25 protein-coding genes are annotated in these 26,027 nt (G+C 67.8%); 4 read left to right on the top strand and 21 right to left on the bottom strand.

What is annotated here, in order from left to right; genetic code table 11:
- Window positions 1–83 precede the first annotated feature (83 nt).
- The 19 genes from astB to gspE form a co-directional block, all read right to left on the bottom strand.
- Window positions 84–1,430: an N-succinylarginine dihydrolase gene (gene astB / locus ACW9UL_RS08875; protein WP_457790216.1), complete on the bottom strand. Its 1,347-nt coding sequence runs from the start codon at window positions 1,428–1,430 to the stop codon at window positions 84–86.
- The gene (gene astD / locus ACW9UL_RS08870) at window positions 1,430–2,893 is read right to left on the bottom strand and encodes a succinylglutamate-semialdehyde dehydrogenase (protein WP_457790214.1); all 1,464 of its coding nucleotides are present in this window, start codon (window positions 2,891–2,893) and stop codon (window positions 1,430–1,432) included. The genes astB and astD overlap by 1 nt, the downstream gene beginning before the upstream one ends.
- Before the next feature lie 61 nt (window positions 2,894–2,954).
- Complete coding sequence (gene aruG / locus ACW9UL_RS08865) at window positions 2,955–3,971, bottom strand: arginine N-succinyltransferase subunit beta (protein ID WP_021443538.1); 1,017 nt, start codon at window positions 3,969–3,971, stop codon at window positions 2,955–2,957.
- Between the two features lie 95 nt (window positions 3,972–4,066).
- Window positions 4,067–5,083 carry an arginine/ornithine succinyltransferase subunit alpha gene (aruF, locus tag ACW9UL_RS08860; RefSeq protein ID WP_021443537.1) on the bottom strand — a complete coding sequence of 339 codons (1,017 nt, stop codon included), beginning with the start codon at window positions 5,081–5,083 and terminating at the stop codon, window positions 4,067–4,069.
- A gap of 135 nt (window positions 5,084–5,218) precedes the next feature.
- Window positions 5,219–6,439 (bottom strand): aspartate aminotransferase family protein, encoded by a 1,221-nt coding sequence (locus ACW9UL_RS08855; RefSeq protein WP_021443536.1) that lies wholly within the window; start codon window positions 6,437–6,439, stop codon window positions 5,219–5,221.
- Between the two features lie 586 nt (window positions 6,440–7,025).
- Window positions 7,026–8,006 (bottom strand): transcriptional regulator ArgR, encoded by a 981-nt coding sequence (argR, locus tag ACW9UL_RS08850; protein WP_021443534.1) that lies wholly within the window; start codon window positions 8,004–8,006, stop codon window positions 7,026–7,028.
- A 218-nt stretch (window positions 8,007–8,224) separates the two neighbouring features.
- On the bottom strand, window positions 8,225–8,989 hold the full coding sequence (locus tag ACW9UL_RS08845; protein ID WP_457790211.1) for an ABC transporter ATP-binding protein: 765 nt from the start codon (window positions 8,987–8,989) through the stop codon (window positions 8,225–8,227).
- Between the two features lie 61 nt (window positions 8,990–9,050).
- Entirely contained in the window at window positions 9,051–9,749 is a 699-nt protein-coding gene (locus tag ACW9UL_RS08840) for an ABC transporter permease (RefSeq protein ID WP_021443532.1), read from the bottom strand.
- Window positions 9,750–9,759: 10 nt separating this feature from the next.
- Window positions 9,760–10,449 carry an ABC transporter permease gene (locus ACW9UL_RS08835; RefSeq protein ID WP_457790209.1) on the bottom strand — a complete coding sequence of 230 codons (690 nt, stop codon included), beginning with the start codon at window positions 10,447–10,449 and terminating at the stop codon, window positions 9,760–9,762.
- A gap of 165 nt (window positions 10,450–10,614) precedes the next feature.
- Window positions 10,615–11,394, bottom strand: coding sequence for an L-arginine-binding protein AotJ (gene aotJ, locus ACW9UL_RS08830; protein ID WP_397497434.1), 780 nt, complete (start codon window positions 11,392–11,394; stop codon window positions 10,615–10,617).
- 453 nt (window positions 11,395–11,847) lie between these two features.
- Window positions 11,848–12,372, bottom strand: coding sequence for a type II secretion system protein M (locus tag ACW9UL_RS08825; RefSeq protein WP_457790206.1), 525 nt, complete (start codon window positions 12,370–12,372; stop codon window positions 11,848–11,850).
- A 2-nt stretch (window positions 12,373–12,374) separates the two neighbouring features.
- On the bottom strand, window positions 12,375–13,517 hold the full coding sequence (gene gspL, locus ACW9UL_RS08820; protein ID WP_457790204.1) for a type II secretion system protein GspL: 1,143 nt from the start codon (window positions 13,515–13,517) through the stop codon (window positions 12,375–12,377).
- Window positions 13,514–14,488: a type II secretion system minor pseudopilin GspK gene (gene gspK / locus ACW9UL_RS08815; protein ID WP_457790202.1), complete on the bottom strand. Its 975-nt coding sequence runs from the start codon at window positions 14,486–14,488 to the stop codon at window positions 13,514–13,516. The genes gspL and gspK overlap by 4 nt, the downstream gene beginning before the upstream one ends.
- On the bottom strand, window positions 14,485–15,201 hold the full coding sequence (gene gspJ, locus ACW9UL_RS08810; protein WP_457790929.1) for a type II secretion system minor pseudopilin GspJ: 717 nt from the start codon (window positions 15,199–15,201) through the stop codon (window positions 14,485–14,487). Before gspJ ends, gspK begins: the two co-directional genes overlap by 4 nt.
- Before the next feature lie 44 nt (window positions 15,202–15,245).
- A complete protein-coding gene (gene gspI / locus ACW9UL_RS08805) occupies window positions 15,246–15,629 on the bottom strand; it encodes a type II secretion system minor pseudopilin GspI (RefSeq protein ID WP_122107201.1) in 384 nt (127 codons plus the stop codon).
- Window positions 15,626–16,171: a type II secretion system minor pseudopilin GspH gene (gene gspH / locus ACW9UL_RS08800; RefSeq protein ID WP_122107202.1), complete on the bottom strand. Its 546-nt coding sequence runs from the start codon at window positions 16,169–16,171 to the stop codon at window positions 15,626–15,628. Before gspH ends, gspI begins: the two co-directional genes overlap by 4 nt.
- A gap of 5 nt (window positions 16,172–16,176) precedes the next feature.
- Window positions 16,177–16,602 carry a type II secretion system major pseudopilin GspG gene (gspG, locus tag ACW9UL_RS08795; RefSeq protein WP_457790199.1) on the bottom strand — a complete coding sequence of 142 codons (426 nt, stop codon included), beginning with the start codon at window positions 16,600–16,602 and terminating at the stop codon, window positions 16,177–16,179.
- A 3-nt stretch (window positions 16,603–16,605) separates the two neighbouring features.
- Window positions 16,606–17,820 carry a GspF family T2SS innner membrane protein variant XcpS gene (gene xcpS / locus ACW9UL_RS08790; protein ID WP_457790197.1) on the bottom strand — a complete coding sequence of 405 codons (1,215 nt, stop codon included), beginning with the start codon at window positions 17,818–17,820 and terminating at the stop codon, window positions 16,606–16,608.
- Window positions 17,821–19,308 carry a type II secretion system ATPase GspE gene (gspE, locus tag ACW9UL_RS08785; protein WP_457790195.1) on the bottom strand — a complete coding sequence of 496 codons (1,488 nt, stop codon included), beginning with the start codon at window positions 19,306–19,308 and terminating at the stop codon, window positions 17,821–17,823.
- A gap of 230 nt (window positions 19,309–19,538) precedes the next feature.
- On the opposite strand from gspE, the gene ACW9UL_RS08780 reads away from it, so the two are divergent.
- Both ACW9UL_RS08780 and gspD read left to right on the top strand, forming a co-directional pair.
- Window positions 19,539–20,168, top strand: coding sequence for a type II secretion system protein N (locus ACW9UL_RS08780; RefSeq protein ID WP_457790193.1), 630 nt, complete (start codon window positions 19,539–19,541; stop codon window positions 20,166–20,168).
- A gap of 4 nt (window positions 20,169–20,172) precedes the next feature.
- On the top strand, window positions 20,173–22,119 hold the full coding sequence (gspD, locus tag ACW9UL_RS08775) for a type II secretion system secretin GspD (RefSeq protein WP_457790191.1): 1,947 nt from the start codon (window positions 20,173–20,175) through the stop codon (window positions 22,117–22,119).
- A gap of 67 nt (window positions 22,120–22,186) precedes the next feature.
- Here the strand turns inward: gspD and ACW9UL_RS08770 are convergent, their stop codons facing one another.
- On the bottom strand, window positions 22,187–23,890 hold the full coding sequence (locus tag ACW9UL_RS08770) for an amidase (protein ID WP_457790189.1): 1,704 nt from the start codon (window positions 23,888–23,890) through the stop codon (window positions 22,187–22,189).
- A 318-nt stretch (window positions 23,891–24,208) separates the two neighbouring features.
- On the opposite strand from ACW9UL_RS08770, the gene ACW9UL_RS08765 reads away from it, so the two are divergent.
- On the top strand, window positions 24,209–24,616 hold the full coding sequence (locus tag ACW9UL_RS08765; protein WP_457790187.1) for a GFA family protein: 408 nt from the start codon (window positions 24,209–24,211) through the stop codon (window positions 24,614–24,616).
- A 63-nt stretch (window positions 24,617–24,679) separates the two neighbouring features.
- Here ACW9UL_RS08765 and ACW9UL_RS08760 read toward each other — a convergent pair whose 3' ends face one another.
- Window positions 24,680–25,177, bottom strand: coding sequence for a winged helix-turn-helix transcriptional regulator (locus tag ACW9UL_RS08760; RefSeq protein WP_457790185.1), 498 nt, complete (start codon window positions 25,175–25,177; stop codon window positions 24,680–24,682).
- Between the two features lie 217 nt (window positions 25,178–25,394).
- On the opposite strand from ACW9UL_RS08760, the gene ACW9UL_RS08755 reads away from it, so the two are divergent.
- A complete protein-coding gene (locus ACW9UL_RS08755; RefSeq protein WP_457790183.1) occupies window positions 25,395–26,021 on the top strand; it encodes a cysteine hydrolase family protein in 627 nt (208 codons plus the stop codon).
- Window positions 26,022–26,027: the final 6 nt, after the last annotated feature.

Below are 26,027 nucleotides of genomic sequence, written 5' to 3'. Positions count from 1 at the left end.
AAATCTCCGGGGGGGGTTGGGTGGGGTGGATATGGTTTTCTACATCCACCGGCGGATCGATGAAGCGCGATCCGCCCTACTGCTCAGTTCAGTTGGAAAGGATAGACCGAGCCCAGTTTAAGGATCTGCGTCAGTTCATCCAATGCCGTACGGCATTCGATCAGCAATTGCGGGTCGGCCAGATCGGCTTCGCTCAGGCGGTCGCGGTAGTGCTTGTCGACCCAGGCCACCAGGATGTCGTGCAGTTCGGGACTCATCACCACGCCCGGATTGACCGCGGCCAGTTCCTGCTCCTTGAGCGCCACGCGCAGGCGCAGGCAGGCCGGGCCGCCGCCGTTCTGCATACTCTGCTTGAGGTCGAACACCTTGACCTCGCGGATCGGCCCGTTGCTGGCGGTGAGCTGCTCCAGGTAACGCCAGACGCTGGCGTTGTTGCGGCATTCCTCCGGCACCACCAGCAGCATGGAGCCGTCTTCACGGGTCAGCAACTGGCTGTTGAACAGGTAGGACTTGACCGCATCCTCCACGCTCACGGTGCCGGCCGGTACGCACACCGCCTGGAAATTGCCGCCGCGACGGGCCAGCTTGTCGCCCAGCACGGCGAGTACCTTGTCGGTGTCGAGGAAGGCATGCTGGTGATAGAACAGCACCTCGCCGTTGCCCACCGCGATCACGTCGTTGTGGAACACGCCCTGGTCGATCACCTCCGGATTCTGTTGAGCGAACACCACCCCGGCCTTGGCCAGGCCATGCAGGCGCGCCACCGCCTGCGAGGCTTCCAGCGTCTGCCGCGCCGGGTAGCGCTGCGGGGCCGGGTAACGGCTATCGAAGGCGCTGCGGCCGTAGACGAAGAACTCCACGCCCGGCTCGCCGTAGCCCTTGCAGAAACGCGTGTGGTTGGCCGCGCCCTCGTCGCCGAACTGGCTGACCGCCGGCAACGCCGGGTGATGGGCGAAGTGCTTGTCGCTGGCGAACATCGCCTGCAGCACACGGCTGGTGGTCGGGTGCTCGATCGAGCGGTGAAACTTGCAGTTGAGGTTGGCGGCGGTGAAGTGCACGCGACCGTCGGCCGTGTCGGCGCTAGGGCTGACGGTGCAGGCGTTGGCCGTCCACATGCTGGAGGCCGAGCAGCTTGCAACCAGCAGCGGCATGGCGCCCTTGGCGGCCTTGGCGATCACCTGCGCATCGCTGCCGGTAAAGCCCAGGCTGCGCAGCACGGCGACGTCCGGACGCTCCTGCGGGGCCAGCACGCCCTGCTTGAAGCCCATCTCCATCAGCGCCTTCATCTTCGCCAGGCCCTGCTTGGCGGCGTCCTTCGGGCTGGAGACCGCCTGGCTGTTGTTCTGCGACGCGACGTTGCCGTAGGACAGCCCGCCGTAGTTATGGGTCGGCCCCACCAGGCCATCGAAGTTCATCTCATAGGCAGTCATTACAGAGTCACTCCCGGAGTCAGGGTGGTGGGCAGGACCAGGGTGTCGCTTTCCAGCGAGGCCACCGGGTAGGCGCAGTAGTCCGCGGCGTAGTAGGCGCTGGCGCGGTGGTTGCCGGAGGCGCCGACGCCGCCGAAGGGCGCAGTGCTGGCGGCGCCGGTCAGTTGCTTGTTCCAGTTGACGATACCGGCACGGCTGTGCAGCCAGAACTGCTCGTAGCGCGCCTTGGAGTCCGACAGCAAGCCGGCGGCCAGGCCGTAGGCGGTGGCATTGGCCTCGGCGATGGCGGCGTCGAAGTCGGCGTAACGAATCACCTGCAGCAGCGGGCCGAAGAACTCCTCGTCCGGGCGCTCGGTCACCGCGGTGACGTCGAGGATGCCCGGGGTCAGCAGTGCGGCGCCGGCCTGCGGCTGGGTCATGGCCAGCAGCGCGGTGGCGCCCTTGGCCAGCAGATCGGCCTGAGCCTGCAGCAACTGCGCAGCGGCCTGCAGGGAGATCACCGAGCCCATGAAGGGCGCCGGCTGTGCGTCGAAACGACCGACCTTGAGCCCAGCTGCGACCTGCACCAGGCGCGCCAGCAACGCATCGCCCCACTGCCCTTGCGGCACCAGCAGGCGGCGCGCGCAGGTGCAGCGCTGCCCGGCGCTGATAAAGGCCGACTGGACGATGGTGTAGACCGCCGCATCGATATCGGCCACCTGGTCGACGATCAGCGGGTTGTTGCCGCCCATCTCTAGCGCCAGGATCTTGTCCGGGCGGCCGGCGAACTGGGCGTGCAGCAGGTTGCCGGTGCGGCTGGAGCCGGTGAAGAACAGGCCGTCGATGCCGGGATGGCCGGCCAGCGCCACACCGGTCTCGCGCCCACCCTGCAGCAGGTTGAGCACGCCGGCCGGCAGGCCGGCTTCGGCCCAGCACTTGACGGTCAGCTCGGCGACCTTGGGGGTCAGCTCGCTGGGTTTGAACAGCACGCAGTTGCCCGCCAGCAACGCCGGGACTATATGGCCGTTGGGCAGGTGGCCGGGGAAGTTGTAGGGGCCGAACACCGCCACCACGCCATGCGGCTTGTGCCGCAGCACGGCGGTGGCGTCGGCCAGTGGCCCGCTCTTCTCGCCGGTGCGCTCACGGTAGCTCTGAATGGAGATGGCGACCTTGTTGACCATGCTGGTCACCTCGGTGGCCGCCTCCCACAGCGGCTTGCCGGTTTCCTCGCCGATGGCGCGCGCCAGCTCGTCGGCATGGGTCTTCAGGCAAGCGGCGAAGCGCTCCAGCACGGCGATACGGCCATCCAGCGAATGCGCGGCCCACAGCGAGAAGGCAGCGCGCGCAGCCTGCACGGCCTGGTCGACCTGCGCCGCGCTGGCGCCGCGGCCCTGCCAGATCACCGCCTGGCTGACCGGGTCGAGCGACTGCAGCGGCTCGCCCTCGCCCGCGTACCAGTGGCCTGCGATGTAATGAGTGCTCATTTTGTTCTATCACTCCCAGCGTTCATCGGCAGGCGCGGGGCCTGCGCAAAAAGAAATCGTCTCAGCCGCGCGCCGACAGCGGCACCGCGCGCACCTGGTCGCCCGCCGACAGTTGCAGGCGCTTGGCGGTCTGCGGGTCGACCACCAGGGTGCCGGCGGCCAGTCGCGCCGGGGCGGCGGTGATGCGGCAGTCCTCGCGCTTGCGGTTGTGCATCAAAAACGGCGCGGCGTCGTCGCCTGGGGTGCCGATCGCCAGCACCAGGTTCTGGCTGTCACGCACGGCGCGGATCTTCGCGGTTTCCGCCTCGATGGCCGGGCCGGCGTCGAAGATGTCGACGTAGCCCTGGTAGCTGAACCCCTCAGCCTTGAGCATGGCCAGCGCCGGCTCGGTGTCGGGGTGGACACGCCCGATCACCGCGCGCGCATCCTCGGAGAGGAAGCAGGTATAGAGCGGGAACTTGGGCATCAGCTCGGCGATGAAGGCCTTGTTGCCAACCCCGGTGAGGTAGTCCGCCTGGCTGAACTCCATCTTGAAGAAGTGCCGCCCCAGGCTCTCCCAGAACGGCGAACGACCCTCGGCGTCGGACATGCCGCGCATCTCGGCGATCACCTTGTCGCCGAACAGTTCGCGGAACTCGGCGATGAACAAGAAGCGCGCCTTCGACAGCAGGCGGCCGTTGAGGCCGGTGCGGTGCTCGGCATGCAGGAACAGCGAGCACAGCTCGGAGTTGCCAGTCAGGTCGTTGGCCAGGAACAGCGTCGGTACCTGACGGTGGATGTGCAGCTCCTGCGAGGCGCTGACGGTCAGGCCGACCCGGTAGTTGTACCAGGGCTCGCGCAGGCCGACGGCACCGGCCACGGCGGAGATGCCGACGACGCGACCTGCGTCGTCCTCGAGCACGAACAGGTAGTCGGCGTCGGCGCGCTCGGCCTGGCCGCGGAAGGTCTTCTCGGCCCAGCCGACCCGGTGCGCCAGGCGCTCCTCGTTGGCCGGCAGGGTGGTCAGGCCGGCGCCGGTACTGCGTGCCAGGTCGATCAGCGCCGGCAAATCGGCGCTGCGCACGGGACGAACGATCATGGATCCTCCGGATCAGCTAAGAGCTTCAAGCGGCAAGCTACAAGTTAGAAGACAGGCTGGCTTGCCGCTCGTGGCTTGCAGCTTGCCGCTTCGGTTTAAACCGCCACCAGCCGGACGCTGGCGCCTTCGCCGACGCCCAGGGCCTCGGCGGCCTCCAGGCTGAGGCATACGGGCTTGCCCGGCACCCAGTCGAGGTCGGCGACTATGGCGCGGAAATCCTGCAACTGGCCGTTGCTCACCAGGTACTGGCGCCCGCCCTTCTCGGCCTCGCCGAGCTTCACCGGCACCAGGCGGCTCTGGGCGATGCTGCGGATGCCCGAGGTGCGCGCATGCAGGGTCGGCCCGCCGTCGAAGATGTCGATGTAGTGGTCGGTCTCGAAGCCTTCGCGCATCAGGATGTCGAAGGTGATCTGCGCCCGCGGGTGCACCTGGCCCATGGCCTCCTGCGCCTCGTCCGGCAGCAGCGGCACGTAGATGGGGTAATGCGGCATCAGCTCGGCGAGGAAGGTGCGGCTCTTCAGCCCGCACAGGCGCTCGGCCTCGGTGTAGTTCATGTCGAAGAAGTTGCGCCCCACCGCGTCCCAGAACGGCGAGTCGCCGTGCTCGTCGCTGTGGCCGACGATCTCCACCACCACCGCATCGGCGAAGCGCTCGGGGTGGCCGGCCATGAACAGCAGGCGGCCGCGCGAGTTGAGCTCGGCGAACACGCTGCTGACCAGCGGCCGCTCGACGTAGAAGCTGGTGAGCAGGCTGTTGCCGGTCAGGTCGTGACACAGCGACAGCACGTGAATCTTGTTGTGGATCTTCAGCTCGCGCGAGTTGTGCACGAAGGTCTCGTTGCGGAAGCTGTAGAAGGGTTCGGAGTAGCCGGCCGAGGCGACGATCGCCGAGCAGCCGACCAGGCGTCCGCTGGCGCTGTCCTCGAGGACGAAGAAGTAGCTTTCCTCGCCGTTGAAGCTGACTTCGGCGGCGAACGACGCCTCCGAGGCGGCGATCTTGTCGCGCAGCCGCTCGGCATCGTCCGGCAGCGAAGTGACACCCACCGGGCTATCCGCGGCGAGCCGCTGCACATCCGCCAGGTCCGCCATTTGCGCAGGGCGCATTACCAGCATGGGGTCACTCCTTTTCAAGAAAAGCCCCGGATGCCACGCACGGGCAGCCGGAGAACGCCAGGGTCATCAACCCCGGCACACACAGGATCGTCATCCGTGAGGGAAACCCGGCGCCTACCTGCGCCGGGCACTCGCTCAGGCGTTGGCCAGCTTGTTCAGGGCGCGCTCGAAGCGGGCCAGGCCCTCGTCGATGTCGGCGTCTTCCACCACCAGGCTGGGGGCGAAGCGCACCACGTCGGGGCCTGCCTGCAGCACCATCAAACCTTCGCCGGCGGCGGCATCGAGAATAGTCTTGGCCTTGCCCTTCCAGGCGTCGCTGAGCACGCAGCCGAGCAGCAGGCCCAGGCCACGCACCTGGGTGAACATGCCGAAGCGCTCGCCGAGCTCGCTCAGCTTGGCAGCGAAACGCTGGTGCTTGGCCTTGACCCCAGCCAGCACCTCGGGGGTATTGATCACGTCGACCACCGCCTCGGCCACCGCACAGGCCAGCGGGTTGCCGCCGTAGGTGGTGCCGTGGGTGCCGACCGTCAGGTGCTTGGCCAGCTCGCTGGTGGTGAGCATGGCGCCGATGGGGAAGCCGCCGCCCAGGCTCTTGGCGCTGGAGAGGATGTCCGGGGTGACGCCGTAGTGCATGTAGGCGAACAGCTCGCCGCTGCGGCCCATGCCGCTCTGCACTTCGTCGAACACCAGCAGCGCGTTGTGCGCGTCGCACAGGGCGCGGGCGCCCTCCAGGTAGGCCTGGTCGGCCGGCAGCACGCCGCCCTCGCCCTGAATCGGCTCCAGCACCACCGCGCAGGTCTTGTCGGAAATGGCCGCCTTCAGCGCCTCCAGATCGTTGTACGGGACATGGGTGATGCCCTGGATCTTCGGCCCGAAGCCGTCGGAGTACTTGGGCTGGCCGCCGACGCTGACGGTGAACAGGGTACGGCCGTGGAAGCTGTTGGTGGCGGCGATGATCTCGTGCTTGTCCGCGCCGAAACGGTCGTGGGCCACGCGCCGGGCCAGCTTGAACGCGGCCTCGTTGGCCTCGGCGCCGGAGTTGCAGAAGAACACGCGCTCGGCGAAGGTGGCCTCGACCAGCTTCTTGGCCAGACGCAGCGCCGGCTCGTTGGTGAACACGTTGGACACGTGCCAGAGGGTGTTGGCCTGCTCGGTCAGCGCGCCGACCAGGGCCGGGTGGCAGTGGCCGAGCACGTTGACGGCGATGCCGCCGGCGAAGTCGATCAGCTCTCGACCGCTCTGATCCCAGACTCGCGAGCCCTGGCCGCGCACAGGTACGAAGGCTGCGGGAGCATAGTTGGGAACCATGAACTGGTCGAAATCGGTGCGCTGCACCGCATCGTGCTGAACGGACATCGAAACTCTCCTGATAAGGAAAACCGGCCTGCAGCAAGCCACGCGGGCGGCCCATTGCGGCGGGGAATGCAAGGATTGTAGGGACTGATTCGGGGCCGGCATTGCCGCCATGCGACAACTTCTTATAGCGCCAACCCAGGTTTTCCGGGGGCTTTCGTCAAAGCGACAGAAAGCGTCGGAAAGGCGCAGTTTAAACGCAGTTCGCCGCCAGGGCGCACGGCGGCGGAAAAAATCTCCGCAGGCTGACCGGTCGGTATCGACCGAGCCAGTTGCACAGGGCGAACAGGCTGCATCGTCCGGATGCGCCCCGGGAAACCGGCGCCAATACCCCCCATGAGCCGACGCTTCCCTCCCCCGCCCCCTCTTCCGTAAACGGGCAGGGATGACCAACCGGGACAATGGCGCCTGGCGCAGAATCGCCCCGGATTGCATCCGGGCTGCGCGCCGAACTGCCGGGCTCGAATGAGTCAGTGGTGCAGAGCGTAGGGGGATCAGGCTTTACCGATCCACCCTGGCGGTCGGCTGCGGCGGATGAAACAAGCGTCATCCACCCTAGGCAGCGGCAGCTATAAGCCGCGGGAGGACGTCAGCCGCGCTCGACCGGAGTGGAGGTGAGTTCGAAGGGGCTGTTGCTGCGCCGCTGGTTGCGGTCGTCGCGCGGGGTGGCGCCGAAGAAGTTGCGGTAGGCGCTGGAGAAATGCGGCCCGGAGGAGAAGCCACAGGACAGACCGATCTGGATGATCGACTTGCTGGTCTGCATCAGTAGCTGGCGCGCCTTGTTCAGGCGCAGCTCCAGGTAGTACTGGCTGGGCACGCGATTGAGGTACTGCTTGAAGATCCGCTCCAGCTGGCGCCGCGAGACGCACACGTGCTGGGCGATCTCGTCGGTGGTCAGCGGCTCCTCGATATTGGCCTCCATCAGCAGCACCGCCTGGGTCAGCTTGGGGTGGCTGGAGCCGAGGCGGTTCTGCAGCGGGATGCGCTGGCGCTCGCCGCCCTCGCGAATGCGCTCGACCACCAGTTCCTCGCTGACCGCACCGGCCAGCTCGGCGCCATGGTCGCGCGCCAGCACCGCCAGCAGCAGATCGAGCACCGCCAAACCGCCGCAGGCGCTGAGGCGGTCGCGGTCCCAGTCGAACAGGTGACTGGTGGCGATGACCTTGGGGAAACGCTCGGCGAAATCGTCCTGCCAGCGCCAGTGCACCGCCGCGCGGTAGCCGTCGAGCAGGCCGAGCTGGGCCAGCGGATAGACCCCGGCGGACAGCCCGCCGATCACGCAACCGCTGCGCACCTGCTGCTTGAGCGCGGCAGCCAGGCCGGCGGAAACCGTCGCCGGCGGCACGTCGGCGAGCAGGAATAGCTTGTCGCAACCGTCCAGATGACCGGCCCAGGGCTCGCCGGGCAGGCGCCAGTCACCGGCGGCCAGCGGCTCGGCCTGGAGGAACACCAACTCGTACACCACTTCCGGATGCACACGCTGCGCCACGCGCAACGCCTCCTCGGCCAGCGACAGGGTCAGGGCCTTGGTGCCGGGCCAGTAGAGGAAGCCGATTCGATGGGGGGTCATGAGAGCCTGTTCAAAGTCTGCTGCGCGTCGGCCTGCTGCGGTGAGAGCAGGCCCTGGGCGAAGTTTAGCCGCTTCTTAGAACCCGTTTACGATCTAGCGAGCTAGAGATAAACGGCGGCGAAAACGGCCGAGGAAGCGGAGTTTACAAGTGTAAATGAGCATTCCGAGGTTGTTTTCAACGCCGTTTAGCCGACGCGCAGCAGATCGTAGGTGGGTTCTTACTTGAGGCTGCCGGAAAGGAACTGCTGCAGCCGCTCGGACTGCGGATTGACCAGCACTTCGCGCGGGTTGCCACGCTCCTCGACCACGCCCTTGTGCAGGAACACCAGCTGGTTGGACACCTCGCGGGCGAAGCCCATCTCGTGGGTCACCACCACCATGGTGCGCCCCTCCTGAGCCAGGTCCTGCATCACCTTGAGCACCTCGCCGACCAGCTCCGGGTCGAGCGCCGAGGTCGGCTCGTCGAACAGCATCACCTCCGGCTCCATGGCCAGGGCGCGGGCGATGGCCACGCGCTGCTGCTCGCCGCCGCTCATGTGCGCGGGATAGGCGTCCTTGCGATGGGCCACGCCGACCTTGGCCAGGTAGTGTTCGGCCTTGTCGCGGGCCTCGGCCTTGTCCACGCCGAGCACGTGCACCGGCGCCTCCATGACGTTGTCCAGGGCGCTCATGTGCGACCACAGATTGAAGTGCTGGAACACCATCGACAGGCGCGAGCGCATGCGCTGCAGCTGCTTGGCGTCGGCGGCCTTGAGCGCACCCTCCTTGTTCGGCACCAGCTTGAGTTCCTCGCCGTTGTGCAGGATCTTGCCGCCGTGCGGCTGCTCCAGCAGGTTGATGCAGCGCAGGAAGGTACTCTTGCCCGAGCCGCTCGAGCCGATGATGCTGATCACGTCGCCAGCCTTGGCCGCCAGGGAGACGCCCTTGAGCACCTCATGGCTGCCGTAGCGCTTGTGCAGGTCCTGAACTTCGAGTTTGTACATGGTTTCCACTCTCTTGAATCAGCCGCCGAACCGGCGACCCAGGGAAATTGACGACCGCCGTTCAGGCCTTGCGCGGCGCCAGGTAGGCCAGCCAGCGCAACTCGGCGCGCTTGAACAGGCGCACCAGGATAAAGGTCAGCACCAGGTAGAACAGGCCGGCAGTGATGAACGCCTCGAACGGCATGTAGTACTGCGAGCTGACCGTGCGCGCCGCGCCGGTGATGTCGATCAGGGTGACGATGGACGCCAGCGAGGTGGTGTGCAGCATCATGATCACTTCGTTGCTGTATTGCGGCAGCGCGCGGCGCAGGGCCGAGGGCAGCAGGATGCGCCGGTACAGCTTGGCGCGCGACATGCCCATGGCCTTGGCCGCCTCGATCTCGCCATGCGGCGTGGCCTTGAGGCTGCCGGCGAGGATTTCCGCGGTGTAGGCGCTGGTGTTGATGGCGAAGGCCAGGCAGGCGCAGAAGGTGGCACTGGAGAAATACGGCCACATGAAGCTGTCACGGATGAACTCGAACTGGGCCAGACCGTAGTAGATCAGAAACAGCTGCACCAGCATCGGCGTGCCGCGGATCACGTAGGTGTAGAGCCAGGCCGGAAAATTCACCAGCGGCGACTTGGACACCCGCATCAGCGCCAGCGGCAGCGCCAGGCTGAGGCCCAGGGCCAGGGAGATGAGGAGGATTTTCAGGGTCACCAGCACGCCGCTGAAGTACAGCGGCAGGTTCTCCCAGATCATGTTGTAGTCGAAGATCATGGCACGGCTCCTACAGCTCGGCGGCCTTGGTGCCGACCGAATAGCGTTTCTCGAGGAAACGCAGGGCCAGCAGGGAAACACTGGTCAGCACCAGGTACAGCGCCGCCACCGCCAGGTAGAAGGTGAACGGCTCGCGGGTCGCGTCGGCGGCGCTCTTGGCCTTGAACATCATGTCCTGCAGGCCGACCACCGAGATCAGTGCGGTGGCCTTGGTCAGCACCAGCCAGTTGTTGGTGAAGCCGGGAATGGCGAAGCGGATCATCTGCGGCACCAGGATGCGGAAAAACACCTGCACCCCGCTCATGCCGTAGGCCGCGCCGGCCTCGGCCTGACCCTTGGGGATGGCCATAAAGGCGCCGCGGAAGGTCTCCGACAGGTAGGCACCGAAGATGAAGCCCATGGTGAACACGCCGGCGACGAAGGGATTGATGTCAATGTAGTCGTCGTAGCCGAGCAGTGGCGCGACGCGGTTCACCAGATCCTGGCCGCCGTAGAAGATCAGCAGGATCAGCACCAGGTCGGGAATGCCGCGAATCACCGTGGCGTAGGCCTCGCCGAGCATGGCCAGCCAGCGAATCGGCGAGAGGCGAAAGGCCGCACCGAGCAGGCCGAGGAAAATCGCCACCGCCATGGATGTCAGGGCCAGAAGCAGGGTGAGCCAGGCACCGTCGAGAATGGTCGAGCCGTAGCCTTGAAGCATGCGCTAGTACCTCATGCGGGCGCCGCGAACGGCGCCAGGTAGCACAACAGAAACTGCCGGGAGCCAGGCTCCGCGACGGCCCAGAGGGCGGCCACCAGGGCCGGCGGCCAGAAAGAAGCGGCACAAACCGCGAGTGAAGCCTGTGCCACTTGCAGTGCGTTGCGCTTACTCGCCGTAGACGTCGAAGGCGAAGTACTTGTCCTGCACTTCCTTGTACTTGCCGTTGGCGCGGATGGCCAGGATGGCAGCGCTGATCTTGTCGGCCAGGGCCTTGTCGCCCTTGCGCACGGCAATGCCCTGGCCTTCGCCGAAGTACTTGACGTCGGTGAAATCCGGGCCGACGAAGGCGAAGCCCTTGCCGGCATCGGTCTTGAGGAAGCCGTCGTCGATGTTCACCGAGTCGGCCAGGGTGGCGTCCAGGCGGCCGGACTGCATATCCAGGAAAATCTCGTTCTGCGAGCTGTAGCGCACCACCTCGACGCCGGCCGGGGCGAAGACGTCGGTGGCGTAGCGGTCGTAGACCGAGGAACGCTGCACGCCGACCTTCTTGCCCTTGAGGTCGACCAGCGGGTCCTTCAGCTCGGTGCCGGCCTTCATCGCCAGCTTGGCCGGGGTGGCGTAGTACTTGCCGGTGAAGTCGACGGATTTCTTGCGGTCTTCGGTGATCGACATGGACGACAGCACGGCGTCGAACTTGCGCACCTTGAGCGCCGGGATCAGGCCGTCGAACTCCTGCTCGATCCACTGGCACTTGACCTGCATCTCTTCGCACAGGGCCTGACCGATGTCGTAGTCGAAGCCTGCGATCTGGCCGTCCGGGGTCTTGAAGGCGAAGGGCGGGTACGCCGCCTCGATGCCGATGCGCAGCGGTTTGGCATCATCGGCCATGGCCAGCGGCGACAACAGGGACAGCGCCAGCGCGCCGAGAAGTGCGATCTTCTTCATTTTTTTGCTCCTTCGAATGGGAATGGCATCGATGGCAGTGGGGTTGGCCCTGGCCTTTGAATGAATTGTAGAAAGACTGCTGGTCTTTGCCGCGCAAGCGAGCGGGCAAAGGGCCTTGGCTGGGTGAGCGGCATTCTAGCGACAGGGGCTGAGGCGATATTTCCTCAATGCGACAACTAATTACAGAAGCCCTGGAGGCGCCGGGCAGGCGTATTGACAGGTGCACCCAAACGTGCATCACGAAAATAATCGCAAACCAAATACTTAAGCAATAATCGCGCCCAATTCCATGAAACCCCCGATTCACCAGGCCTGCAGCGCCCAGGCAATGGCGCAGCGGCGGCCCGTGCGGCACCGCAACGGGGCCCGAACGTTCCCTAACGCCCCATCCCGACGCACCCTGTTACCGCAACGCGTAGGGTGCGCCATACGCACCACCCACCTGGCGCCCCCTCAGGGGCCAACCCGCAAACCCAACCGCGCCGCCACCCGTCCCTCGTCGCGACGCTCCATGCCGGCCTCCTCGATGCGCACACCCTGCCCTTCCAGCGCCTGCAGCCAGCGCAACAACTGCTCGAACGGCGCCGGCTGCAGGCTGACCTGCACCGCGCCCTGGCCCTCGGCATCCAGGCGCTCGATGGCCAGCCCCTGCTCCGCCGCCGAGGCGGTGACCAGCCCCTGCAGACGCGCCGGGTCGAGGCTGGTGCGCGGCTGCAGCTGGCGTCCGCGCAGCTCCGGCGCGCGGCTCTGCAGATAAGCATGCAGGCTGCGCTGCTCCTCGAAGGCGCTGCGCGCCGCCTGGGCGTCGCGCGCCACCGGCTGCCACAGCAGCAGGTAGCCCAGCACCAGCGCCAGGAAGGCGCCCAGCGCCAGCAACGCCAGACGGTCGCGCGGCCCCAGCGCCTGCCAGCGCTGCGCCAGACTGGAACGCTGCCACTGCAGCTGCAGCCCCTGATTGAACTGACGCCAACTGGCCATGCTCATCCTCCTATCACCAGGCGCGCGCTGACGCCGTCCGCCTCGCGGCTGGCCGAGCCCATCTGCACCTCGAGTCCGGCCTGTTCCAGGCGTTCGCGCAGGCTTTCCAGCTCGGCGAAATCCGGCGCCTGCAGCTGCAGGGCGAGATCGGCGCGACTGGCGCTGTAATCAAGCTGATTGACCTGTACCCGCGCCGCGCCGCCTGCCGGCAGTGCTCGCGCCACCTCGCCGAGCAGGCCGAGCAGCGGGCTGTCGCCGCTACCGGCGGCATCGGCCAGGTGCTGATCCAGCTGCGCGCGCAGGTTGACCAGCTTGCGATCCTCGGGAAACAGCTCGCGGTACAGCGCCTCGCTGGCCAGCGCGTACTGGTCGGCCTGGCGCTGCAGGTACCAGCCCTGGACCAGGTTGAAGCCCCACTGCAGCAGCAGGCAGAGCGCCAGCACCCCGGCCAGCGGGCGCCAGCGCCGCCAGCCGTCGCCCGCCTGGTGCAAGGCGAACTCGCCCTGGGCCAGGTCGGCGCCCGCGCCCTGGCGCACCAGCCACTGTTGCGGCTGCTGCAGCAGGTGCACCTCGTCGACCGGCTCGGGCAGCGCCTGCTCGGCCGGCGCGCTGGCGATATGCGGCGCCGGGCAACGCGGCGCCAGCGCAGGCCAGCTCTCGGCCTGCAGCGCCAGACGCAGCGGCGCTTCGCCGCCGAGCAGCCAGCGCGACTCCAGCCAGAGCAGCTGACTGCCCTGGCGCGGCAGCAGGTCGGCATCGACGCGGATCGCCTGCGGCGGCTGCGCCGCGCACAGCGCCAGGCACTGGCGCAGCCAGTCGGCGCGCAGCGCATAGACCCGGTAGCGACCGTCGGCCAGCTGCTCGCCCAGGGCCAGGTGCATCTGCTCGACATCCTCGGCAAGCAGTTCCTCCACCGCGAACGGCAGCGCCTGGCGCAGCCAGCGCGCCTTCTGCGTCGGCAACTGCACGGCGCAGGCGGTCACCGCCTCCACCGGCAGCACCAGTTCCCAGGCCGTCGGCAGCTCGCGCAGCGCCTCGCCCAGGCTCAGCGTGCGACATTCGGTGAAGGTCACCCACTGCACCGGCAGCTCCGCCGACAGGCCCTGACAGGCCTCCGGCGGCAGGAAGATCCATAGCTGATTCATCGTTGTGCTTCCTCGACGGGCAACGGCGGCGTACCGCCCTGCCCCAGATCACGCGCCAGGACACTGACCTGGCCATCATTGCCGCGCTGCAACAGGCTGCGCAACACCACGCGGCGCTCGCCGAGGCTCACCTCGCTGAACACCTCGAAGAACTGGCTGCCCACCGCCAGGCCCTGCAGCGCCTGCTCGCCGAGGCCGGCCAGGGCCGGCTGGGCGGCGAAGGCCGCCGGGCTGGCAAAAGCTTCACGGCCGCGCGCCGCCACCAGCGCCAGCGCGGCATCCGGGCTGAGGCCGTCGGCCAGGCTGGACAGCACCACGGCGCTGGCGCTGTTGACGTTGAGCAGCGCCTCGCCCGGCAGGGCGCTGACGAAGGGCAGCAGGCGGCGGTAGTCGGCCTCGTCCATCTCCAGCAGCAGGCGCAGCTCGGAGACGTCGGCGAGCTGGCGGTTGGCCGCGCGATAAGGCGGCGTGGCCAGCAGGTACTGGCCGTCCTCCGCGCCCTGAGCGCCGCTGGGTTCGCCGTCGCCGTCGAGCCAGTCGAGCAGGCGTTCGGCGTAGGGTTTGGCGATCTCCAGGCGCAGCAGCAGGCGGCGCAGGCGCAGCAGCGCCAGCTCGTCGGGCTGGCCCTGGCGCACCAGGCTGTTGAGGTTGAAGCGGCCGCTGGGATCGACGATGCGCACGCGCAGCTCGCCGCCCTCGTCCAGCGCGAAGGGTGTCAGCGGCTGCGCCCAGGGTTCGCCCAGGTGATCGACCGGCTGGCGCGGATCGCCCTGGCGCATGTCGCGCTGGAGGATGGCCTTGGCCAGCGTCTCGCCGCCCAGGGCATAGTGCCAGGCCTGGCGCACGTGCAACTGGTTGGCGCTGCTGCGGATCGACAGCTGCTGGCGGGCGATCAGCCCAGCGCAGACCACGGTGACCAGCGCCACCACCAGCAGCACGGTGATCAGCGCCACGCCGCGTTGAGGTTTCATGGCTGCGGCTCCTCGGGCTCAGCGGGGTCGCCGTCCCCCTCGCCGGGGACGGGCACGGCGCTCTGCGGCGGCGCGTCCGGCAGGCGCAGCAGGCGGCGCAGCTCGCCATGGCGACGATGCTCCAGGCGCAGTTCGAGGGCGCGCGGCAGGCCGGTGAGCAGGCTGTCGCCGGCGGCATTGGGCGGCGGCCAGTCGGCGTGCCACTGGCCCTCGTCGTCGAGGTAGCGCAGGCTCAGCGCCTGCACCCCGTCGAGCGCCTGCTGCACCTGCGGCTGGCTGTCCTGGGCCTGGTCCAGCACGCGCCAGTAACGGCGCTGCCACTGTTCGCCGCTGAGCTGCCAGCGCACCCGCTGCAGCTCGGCGCGCGGCTGACCGAGCGGATTGCGCCAGCCGGCGCGGGTCAACTCCAGCGCAGAGGCATCGCTCGGCTCGCTGCGCAGCGCCGGCTGCGGGTCGCCGAAGCCATCGCGGATCGGCCGCACCGCCACCTGCAGCACGTCGCGCTCGAAGGCGGCCATCGCCCGCACCAGCTCGCGCAGCTGCTGCTCGTGGTTGCGGGTGGCGGCGTCGGCGCTGAGCACGCTGTCGAGCATGCGGTAGGTGGCCAACCCGAGAATGGCGAAGATGGCGATGGCGATCAGCAATTCGAGCAGGGTAAAGCCGCGCTGCGGTCGGGCTGTAGGAGCGAGCTCTGCTCGCGAAACGGCCTCAATCTGGATTCGCGAGCAGAGCTCGCTCCTACGGGGCATGCGCTTCATCACGGCGCCCCCAGAAAGCCGCTGAGGCTGACCAGTGCGCGCTCGCGCAGATCGCCCGCGGCGCCGCGCTGCTCGGCGGCGACCCACAGGGTCACCCGGCGCATGCTCGGCTCGCTGGTGGCCTGGATCTCGCTCTGCCACAGCCAGCGGCGCCCGGCGAACTCCACCTGGCCCTGGTCGCGGCCGTCGGCCGGCGGCGCCTCGGCCAGCTGTAGCTCGGTAAGGCGGTTGTCGGCCACCCACATGGCCAGGGTCTTGGCCTCCAGCTGCGCGGCGGTGCGCACGCTGCGCGCGCTGGCAGTCAGCACGCTGGCGGCGACCAGGGCGAAGATGGCCAACGCCACCAGCACCTCGAGCAGGGTGAAACCGCGCGCGCGCTTCATCCGGCGCGCCCTGCCGCCAGCTCCTCGATACGCGGCAGGCCGAAACCGTCGCTGGACAGCTGCAGCTGCAGGCCGTCGCGGCGGCGCTCGGCCAGGCGCAGGCGAAACGGTGTGAGCTCGCCGCTGGAGAGAATCAGTAGTTGCGGCGCCAGGGCGCTGGCCGCGCCGGGCAGGCGCAAGGCCTCGCCCTCCCCCTCGCCCTCCACCTCAAGAGTCAGCTCGGCCCAGTCCGGCAGGCGATGCGCCTGGCGATCCAGCGCCTGCCACTCGCCGCGCCGCGAATCGTAGCGCAGCACCCGGTAGCCCTCGCGGGTAAAACTCAGGCCGTACTCGCGGTTATCCAGCACCGCCTCGTCGGCCAGCACGCCGATCAGGCCGGCCAGGCGCTCGGCCTCGCCGCGCAGCTCGCGACTCGGCCCGGCCAGCCCGGTGCCGAGCACCGCCAGGCCAATCAGGCTGCCGAGGATGACCAGCACCACCAGCAGCTCGATCAGGGTGAAGCCCCTCGCCCGCCTGGCCGAGCCCGCCGGTACGCGCTGCATGGCGATCAGAGATCCCAGTTGCCGATGTCCGCGTCCAGGTCGCTGCCGCCCTGCTTGCCGTCGGCGCCGAACGAATAGAGGTCGAAGGCGCCCTTGGTGCCCGGCGCCAGGTACTGGTAGGGATTGCCCCAGGGGTCGACCGGCAGGCGCTTGAGGTAGCCCTCCTTGTTCCAGTTCTTCGCCGGCGGGTTGCCGCCGGGCTTGCTCACCAGCGCCTCGATGCCCTGCTGGGTGCTGGGGTAGTTGTGGTTGTCCAGCTTGTACATGTCCAGCGCCGCGCCGATGGCGCGGATGTCGTTCTGCGCCGCGGTGACCTTGGCCTGATCGGGCCTGCTCATCACCTGCGGCACCACCAGCGCCGCGAGGATGCCGAGAATGACCACCACCACCATGATCTCGATGAGGGTGAAACCCGCCTGTTTTCTACTCACCTGCTAACCCACCATTTGGTTCAACGAAAGAATCGGCAGCAGGATGGCCAGGACTATGACCAGCACCACCGCCCCCATGAATACCAGCATGAACGGCTCGAACAAGCCCACCAGCAGGGCGATCTGCGCGCCGAGGTCGTTCTCCTGATTCTTTGCCGTGCGCGCCAGCATCTGATCCAGCTCGCCGGAGCGTTCGCCGCTGGCGATCATGTGCAGCATCATCGGCGGAAACTGCCCGGTGGCCTCCAGCGAACGGGTCAGGCTGCCGCCCTCGCGCACCTTCTGCGCCGCCACCAGCACCTCGCCACGGATCACCCGGTTGCCGATCACCTCGCCGGCAATCGCCAGCGCCTCCACCAGCGGCACGCCACTCTGGGTGAGAATCGCCAGGGTGGAGGCGAAACGCGCGCAGTCGGTGGCGCGTCCCAGCCGGCCCAGCAGCGGCACGCGCAGCAGAAACGCGTGCCAGCGCAGCTTGAACGCCTCGTCGCGCAGCGCCCAACGCAGGGCGACGATCGCCAGCGCCAGCAGCACCAGCGTCGCCGCGCCCCAGGCCTTGACCCAGTCGCTCAGGGCGATCAGCCCGCGGGTCAGCGCCGGCAGGGTCTGCCCGGAATCGACGAAGACCTTGACCACGTCCGGCACCACGTAGCCGAGCAGGAAACCGACGATGAGCAAGGACGCACACATCAGGATCAGCGGGTAGAGCAGCGCCAGCTGAATCTTCTGCCGCGACTGCTGGCGCTGCTCGGTGTAGTCGGCCAGCTGTTCCAGCACCGGGCCGAGGTGCCCGGCGTGCTCGCCGGCGGCCACGGTGGCGCGGTACAGCTCGGGAAAGGCGGCGGGAAATTCCTTCAGGCTGGCGGCCAGGCTGTGGCCTTCCAGCACCCGCGCGCGCACCGCCAGCAGCATGGCCTGGATGCGTGCGCTGGTGGCTTGCGCGGCGGCCGCACGCAGCGCCTCCTCGATCGGCAGCGCCGCCTGCACCAGGGTCGCCAGCTGCCGGGTGACCAGCGCCAGGTCGCGCGCCGACAGGCCGCGGGCGAAGCCCAGGCGCGCGCCGCCGGCCTGCTCGCGGTTGCGCGTGGCCTTGACCTCCAGCGGTGCCAGCTGGCGTTCGCGCAACAGCTGGCGCACCTGGCGCGCGCTGTCGGCCTCCAGCACGCCTTTCTGCTGGCGGCCACGCCCGTCCAGGGCGATATATTCGAAGGCGGCCACTTACTCCTCCCGGGTCACGCGCAGCACTTCCTCGACCGTGGTCACCCCTTCCAGCACCTTGCGCCGCCCGTCGTCGCGGATGCTCGGGCCCAGGCGGCGGGCGTGGCGGGTCATGTCCTGCTCGGAGGCGCGGCTGTGGATCAGCGTGCGCATGGTTTCGTCGAACACCACCAGCTCGTAGATGCCGGTACGCCCGCGGTAGCCCTGCTGGTGGCACTCGGCGCAGCCGCGCGCGTGGTACAGGGTCGGTGCCGATGCGGCCGGCACGCCGAGCAGCGCGCATTCGGCCGCATCGGCGGCATAAGGTTCCTTGCACGCCGGGCACAGCACCCGCACCAGGCGCTGGGCCAGCACGCCGAGCAAGGAGGACGACAGCAGAAAGGGCTCCACGCCCATGTCCACCAGGCGGGTGATGGCGCCGATGGCGCTGTTGGTGTGCAGGGTGGAAAGCACCAGGTGGCCGGTCAGCGAGGCCTGCACGGCGATCTCGGCGGTTTCCTTGTCGCGGATCTCGCCGACCATCACCACGTCCGGGTCCTGGCGCAGGATGGCGCGCAGGCCGCGGGCGAAGGTCATGTCCACCTTGGTGTTGACCTGGGTCTGGCCGATGCCTTCGAGGTGGTATTCGATGGGATCCTCGACGGTGAGGATGTTGCGCGTGTGGTCGTTGAGGCTGACCAGGCTGGCGTACAGCGTGGTGGTCTTGCCCGAGCCGGTGGGGCCGGTGACCAGCAGGATGCCGTGCGGCTTGCGCACCGTCTCCTCCATCAGCGCGCGATCCTCGGCGCGCATGCCCAGGTGCTGCAGCGACAGACGCCCGGCCTGCTTGTCGAGCAGACGCAGCACCACCCGCTCGCCGTTGGCCGAGGGCAGCGTGGAAACGCGGATGTCCACCTCGCGCCCGCCGACCTTAAGCGAGATGCGCCCGTCCTGCGGCACGCGCTTCTCGGCGATGTCCAGGCGTGCCATGACCTTGACCCGCGACACCAGCAGCGCCGCCAGCTCGCGCTTGGGTTCGAGCACTTCGCGCAGGATGCCGTCGACGCGAAAGCGCACCACCAGGCGCTTCTCGAAGGTTTCCAGGTGGATGTCGGAGGCGCTTTCCTTGATCGCCTCGCCGAGGATGGCGTTGATCAGGCGGATGATCGGCGCGTCGTCTTCCTGCTCCAGCAGGTCTTCGGTCTCCGGCACCTGCTCGGCCAGCGAAACCAGGTCGAGACTGCCGCCGATGTCCTCGGCCAGCTGCATGGACGCCGAGTCGTGCTGGTAGGCGGCGCCCAGGGCCAGGGCGAACTCGCCGGCGGCGAGCAGGCGCAGCGGCAAGCTGCGTCCGGCGAAACGCTGCGCCTCGGCCAGCGCCACCGGCTCGCAGTCGGCCCGATAGGCCAGGCAGGCGCGTCCCTCGTGCAGCACGAACACCACGCCGTGACGTTTGGCGAAACTGAAGGGCAGACGGCGCAGGGGAGTCTCGAGCAGCGAAGCGTTCATGCGATGAACCTTAAAAACAGAACCTTACCTTGAGTATTACAGCCCAATCTGACTGTTTGCCCCTCTACGGCGGTCTTTTTTGTAATGGTTATTGGGCTATCTTTAACACATCGCCCAATACAGCACACCCACCCCATATAGGGGATGTCAACGCCGCGCAGGCTGTTATGATCGGCCCGCGACGCATAGCACATAAAAAGAACTAGAACGTCGTTTCCGGAGTAATGCATTTGGCCCTCCCCCTGCGCCTCAAGGACAACGCCCCGAGCGTGCTCGGCATGCTCGTGCTGATCGCCCTCAGCGTCAGCCTGGCCTGGCAAAGCGCCGAGCTGCTGCGCCTGGTGCGCGGCCCCGCGCTGCAGCCGCCGAGCCAGGCCGCCAGCCCCCTGGAACAACCCAGCCAGGCGCCCCTCGCCCAGCTGTTCGGCAGCGCCAAACAGGCCGACAGTGGCCCGCCGCCGGCCACCAACCTGCAACTGACCCTGCTCGGCAGCTTCGTCCACAGCGACCCGCAACGCTCCAGCGCGCTGATCCAGCGCCAGGGCCAGAGCGCCCAGCGCTACGCCGTGGGCATGGAGGTGGACAACGGCGTGCGCCTGGATGCGGTCTACGCCGACCGCGTCGAACTGCTGCGCAACGGCCGCCGCGAGAGCCTCGCCTTCCCCCGCCAGCAGAGCGGCCAGTATGTCTACACGCCGCCGGCCGAAACGGCCGACGCCGCCCTCGATCAACTCGACCAGCTGGAGCAGGACAACCTCGAACAACTGCGCCAGCGCATGCAGGCGCTGCGCGAGCAGATGGAAGCCGCCGGTACCCTGCCCGAAGAAATGCCCTCCGATCAGCCCATGGAAAGCGAATGAACCGATGCATGCCATCCGCAGCCGACTGACCCTCGCCCTACTCGCCGCTGGCCTGGCCGCCGCCCCCCTGCCCCTGCTGGCGCAGATCGAACAGGTGCCGGCCAGCGCCAACCAGCAGGACGAAAGCTGGACCATCAACCTCAAGGGCGCCGATATCCGCGAATTCATCGATCAGGTCGCCGCCATCACCGGGCAGACCTTCGTCGTCGACCCACGGGTCAAGGGTCAGGTCAACGTGGTGTCCAACACCCCGCTCAATCTGACCGAGGTCTACCAGCTGTTCCTCTCGGTGATGGCCACCCACGGCTTCAGCGTGCTGACCCAGGGTGACCAGGCGCGCATCGTGCCCAACGCCGAGGCCAAGGCCGAAGCCGGCGAAGGCCGCCCGGCACCCGATCGCCTGGAAACCCGCCTGATCCAGGTGCAGCACGCGCCGGTGGCCGAGCTGATCCCACTGATCCGCCCGCTGGTGCCGCAGTACGGCCACCTGGCTGCCGTCACCTCCTCCAATGCGCTGATCATCAGCGACCGCAGCGCCAACATCGCGCGCATCCAGGATCTGATGCGCCAGCTCGACCAGACCGGAGCCCGCGACTACAGCGTGATCAACCTGCAGCACGCCTGGGTGATGGACGCCGCCGAAGTGCTCAATACCGCCATCGCCCGCGGCCAGGCCAAGGGCGCCAGCGCCACCCAGGTGGTGGCCGACGCGCGCACCAACCGCCTGATCCTGCTCGGCCCGCCGGACGCCCGCGCCAAGCTGGCCAACCTGGCCCAGTCACTGGACACCCCCACCAGCCGCTCGGCCAACACCCGGGTGATCCGCCTGCGCCACAACGACGCCAAATCACTGGCCGAGACCCTCGGGGAAATCTCCGAAGGGCTGAAGAACCAGCAGGATGGCGAGACCGCCGGCAAGCCGTCGAACATCCTCATCCGCGCCGACGAGAGCCTCAATGCCCTGGTGCTGCTGGCCGAGCCCGATCTGGTCGCCACCCTCGAAGACATCGTGCGCCAGCTCGACGTCCCGCGCGCCCAGGTGATGGTCGAGGCGGCCATCGTCGAAGTCTCCGGCGACATCACCGACGCCCTCGGCGTGCAGTGGGCGGTGGATGCGCGCAGTGGCAGCGGCGGCACCGGCGGCCTGGGCGGGGTCAACTTCTCCGGCACCGGGCTGTCGGTGGGCACCGTGCTGCAGATCCTGCAGAGCGGCGAGGTGCCGGAAAACACCACCCTGCCCGACGGCGCCATCATCGGCATTGGCAGCGACAACTTCGGCGCGCTGGTCACCGCGCTGTCGGCCAACAGCAAGAGCAACCTGCTGTCCACCCCCAGCCTGCTGACCCTGGACAACCAGAAGGCGGAAATCCTGGTCGGGCAGAACGTGCCGTTCCAGACCGGCTCCTACACCACCGATGCGGCCGGGGCCAACAACCCCTTCACCACCATCGAGCGCAAGGACATCGGCGTCACCCTCAAGGTCACCCCGCACATCAACGAAGGCGCCACCCTGCGCCTGGAGATCGAGCAGGAAATCTCCTCCATCGCCCCCAGCACCGGGCTCAACGCCCAGGCCGTGGACCTGGTGACCAACAAGCGCTCGATCAAGAGCACCATCCTCGCCGACGACGGCCAGGTCATAGTGCTCGGCGGGCTGATCCAGGACGACGTCACCGAATCGGTGTCCAAGGTGCCCCTGCTCGGCGACATCCCCCTGCTCGGCGGGCTGTTCCGCTCCACCCGCGAATCCCACATCAAACGCAACCTGATGGTCTTTCTGCGGCCCACCGTGGTGCGCGACGGCGCCGGCCTGGCCGCGCTGTCGGGCAAGAAATACAGCGACATCCGCATCCTCGGCAGCGCCGACGAAGGCCGCCCGAGCATTCTGCCGCGCAACCCGGCGCAGCTGTTCGACGGCCAGGGCGCGCCGGCGGTGGATCTGCGCCAGTAAGCGAGTTGGTTGCGGGATAAAACCCTGGGAGGCGCTTTACGGCAAAGCCCTCCCAGCCCCCCCCCACTCACCCCAGCGGCGGCGTGCGCGGCGGGATCAGGCGTTTGCTGCCGGTGGTCTCATAGGCCGCGGCCAGGCGCAGCAACTCCGAGTCGTCGTAGGCGCGGCCGGCGAAGGTCAGCCCCACCGGCATGCCGATATCGGCCATCACCCCCATCGGCACGGTGACCGTCGGCACGCCCAGGTGGCGGATGGCGAGATTGCCGTTGGCCACCCACACGCCATTGCTCCAGGCGATATCGGCGGAGACGGGATTCACATCGGCATCGGCCGGGCCGACGTCGGCCACGGTGGGGAACAGCACCGCGTCAAGCTTTAGGCCGTCCATCCAGTCCTCCAGATCCAGCTTGCGAGTCTGCTCCAGGCCGCGCAGGCCATCCGGCACGGTGGGAATCTGGTCCCAGGAGCGGATGCCGCGCTTGGCCATATTGACGTACTCGCCCATGCCGGCGGCCAAGTCGCCCTCGCGGTTGGGCAGCGTGCCCGGGTCGTGCGGGAAGATCTGCGGGCCGTCGACGTCCGCCAGGCGGTTGAGCTTGGGGTCGCCGTTGGCGTGCAGGAAATCGTCGAAGGCCCAACCCGACAGCTCCCACAGCTCGTCGTGGAGGAATTCCGGGGTGACGATGCCGCGATTGAATACGGTCGGTGCACCGGGGCGGTCGCCTTCGCAGTTGGAGACCAGCGGGAAGTCCACTTCCACCACCTCGGCGCCGGCCGCCTCCAGCGCCTGGCGCGCCGCCTGCCAAAGGGCGATTACCGAGGGCCGGGTATGGATGCGCTGGCCGGTCGGCCCGCCGATGCCGGGGTTGTCGCTGGTGCCGGCTTCCTCGTCCTTATTGATAAACATGCGCGGCACGCCCAGGCGCTTGCCCTTGAGCGCTCCGGGCTGGGCGGCGAGCGCCAGGTAGGACGCCGGGCGTACCTCGGAGGGCTTGGGAATCGGCACCCAGGGCTGCAGGCGCCAGAGGTCACCGCGGGTGTCCGGATCGTCGGCCACCACCACGTCGAGCACCTCAAGCAGGTCGGCCATGGTCCGCGCATAGGGCACCACCACGTCCATGGTCGGGGTCAGCGGCCAGTTGCCGCGCACCGAGATCACCCCGCGCGACGGCGTGTAGGCGCACAGGCCGTTGTTCGACGCCGGGCCGCGCCCGCTCGACCAGGTTTCCTCGGCCAGGCCGAAGGCGGCGAAGCTGGCGGCGGTGGCGGTGCCGGCGCCGTTGGACGAGCCCGAGGCGAACGGCGCGGTGAGGTAGGCGGCGTTGTACGGGCTCTCGGCGCGGCCGTAGACGCCGCGCTGCATGCCGCCGTTGGCCATCGGCGGCATGTTGGTCTTGCCCAGGCAGATGGCGCCGGCGGCGCGCAGGCGCTCGATGGTGAAGGCGTCGCGCTGGGCCACCAGGTCCTTGAACGCCGGGCTGCCGGAGGCGGCGGTCAGGCCCTTGACCAGGTAGCTGTCCTTGGCGGTGTAGGGAATGCCGTCCAGCGGCCCGAGGCTCTCGCCACGGGCGCGGCGCGCATCGGAGGCCTCGGCTTCCTTCAAGGCATCGGGGTTGCGCACCACCACTGCGTTGAGCTTGGTCGGCGTGTTCGGGCCGTCGTAGGCCTCGATCCGCGCCAGGTAGGCCTGGACCAGCTCGACCGCCGTGGTGCGGCCGGACTCCAGCGCGGCGCGCAGCTCGGCAATGGAAACTTCGGTTACCTCGATCATGGTGTCGTCACTCACTGGTGGCGGGGCCGGCCGGCTGCGGCCAGCCCCGGATACGGAAAGCCCTGGTCCAGCGGCCGCAACGCCCCGGTGGGAGCGGCTTCGGCCACGAACATCTGCCTGAATGATACATGCCGCCGAGCGCCCACAGGAGGCCGCCTGCCGCTCGCAACCACTGCAGCAGTTCGGCCTGCAGGCTGCCCGGCTCCGCCGGCTAGGGCGCCAGCAGGCAATAGCGCGAGCCGTCCACGACGAACCCCAACGGCGCCACTCGCCTGCTATGGTCTTGGGCACCGCCTGCTGCAACCAGAGGAACCCGAAATGGAGCGATTCACCGGCGGTTGCCTGTGCGGCAACCTGCGCATCGTCGCCACGGGCCGGCCCTACCGAGTTGGCGTGTGCCACTGCCTGGACTGCCGCAAACACCACGGCGCCCTCTTTCACACCTCGGCGATCTTCCCCGAGCACGCGGTGCAGATAGAGGGCGAAACCGCCCACTACGCCGGCCGCCACTTCTGCCCGCGCTGCGGCTCGCCGGTGTTCTCGCGCACGGCCGATGAAATCGAAGTGAACCTCGGCTCGCTGGACGCCCCCAACCAGCTGACGCCCACCTACGAACTCTGGACCATCAGGCGCGAGGCCTGGCTGCCGGCATTTCCGCTCGACAGGCGCTACGAGCGGGATCGGGAGAACGAGGGGCGGTTCGAGGGGGAAGAGTCAAGTGGATGAAATCGGCCGAAGCTGCCGGTTGTGACGGGCAACAACCGGCCAAGAGCTGCCTGTTCGAGTCAGCTACTTCCGCTTGAAGGCCTCCTGGCGCGACTCGCGTTCGCCGAGGAAACGTTTGCTGATCGTCGCTTCCAGGTCCTTGCGTTCCACAGGGGTGCCGCAGTGAGGACAAACGCTGGCCACGCCAACATCATGGCCGCATGCGCGATGCACGAAATGCACGGCCAAGCCCTCATCCGGGTTCTTGCACCACCTCTCGCCCCAGGCGCGCAGGGCGTAGACCACGGGATAGAAGTCCCATCCCTTGTCGGTCAGGTGGTATTCGTAGCGCAGCGGCTTTGCGCTGTAGGGCCGGCGTTCGACCAGGCCGTTGGCCTCCAGCGCTTTCAGACGCGAGGTCAGCATCTGAGGCGTAGCTCCGGTCTGGATCTGCATTTCCTCAAAGCGTGTCGCGCCCATGTACAGCTCACGCAGAACCAGGATGGTCCACTTGTCGCCCACCAAGTCCACCGAGCGCGCCACCGGGCACACCGTATCGCTTGTCTCGTCCTGCATTGGCATCACGCTGTCTGCTCCGCTGAAACTATTGTTTTCATAGTAACACGACCGGGTGGCCATGCCCCGACGCGTCCCTCTCGAGGCCCCGCGCCCATTGACACTATGATTATCATAGTTACTATGAGATTTACCGAGGCCTAGCGCCATCGCATGGGCAATCGAAGCAGATACCCGTGCAGCAGAAGCCCCGGAATCCCTCTCTTGCAACTGGAGCACCGTCATGACCCATCCTGTGTATTCCCCGGAGCGGACCGGCCTGCTGCTGGTCGACCCCTACAACGACTTCCTGTCCGATGGCGGCAAGCTGTTTCCCATGCTCAGAAACGTCGCCGACGAGGTTCGTCTGCTCGACAACCTGCGCACGACCGTTGCTGCCGCGCGAGCGCAGGCCATCCAGGTGTACTACGTACCGCATCGTCGCTGGCAGCCCGGCGACTACGACCACTGGGACCACCCCAACCCGACGCAACGCCTGATCCAACAGCGCCACACCTTTGCCAAGGGCGCCTGGGGCGGCGAATGGCATCCCGACTTCGTGCCACAGGAGGGCGACATCATCATCCAGGAACACTGGGGGCAAAGCGGCTTCGCCAATACCGACCTCGACTTCCAGCTCAAGCAGCGAGGCATCACCCATGTGATCGTCGTTGGCCTGCTGGCGAACACCTGTATCGAATCGACCGCACGCTTCGCCATGGAACTTGGTTATCACGTCACGCTGGTACGCGATGCGACAGCCGCCTTCAGCAAGGAAATGATGCACGCGGCGCACGAACTGAACGGGCCGACGTTTGCGCACAGCATCCTCGACACCCGCGGGCTCGTGCAGGCCCTGCAGCAACAGTGACGGGGC

Source organism: Pseudomonas sp. PL-6, from assembly GCF_054110165.1.
Note: the sequence above shows the minus strand (reverse complement) of the source record. Positions and strands in the feature narration are given on the sequence as shown.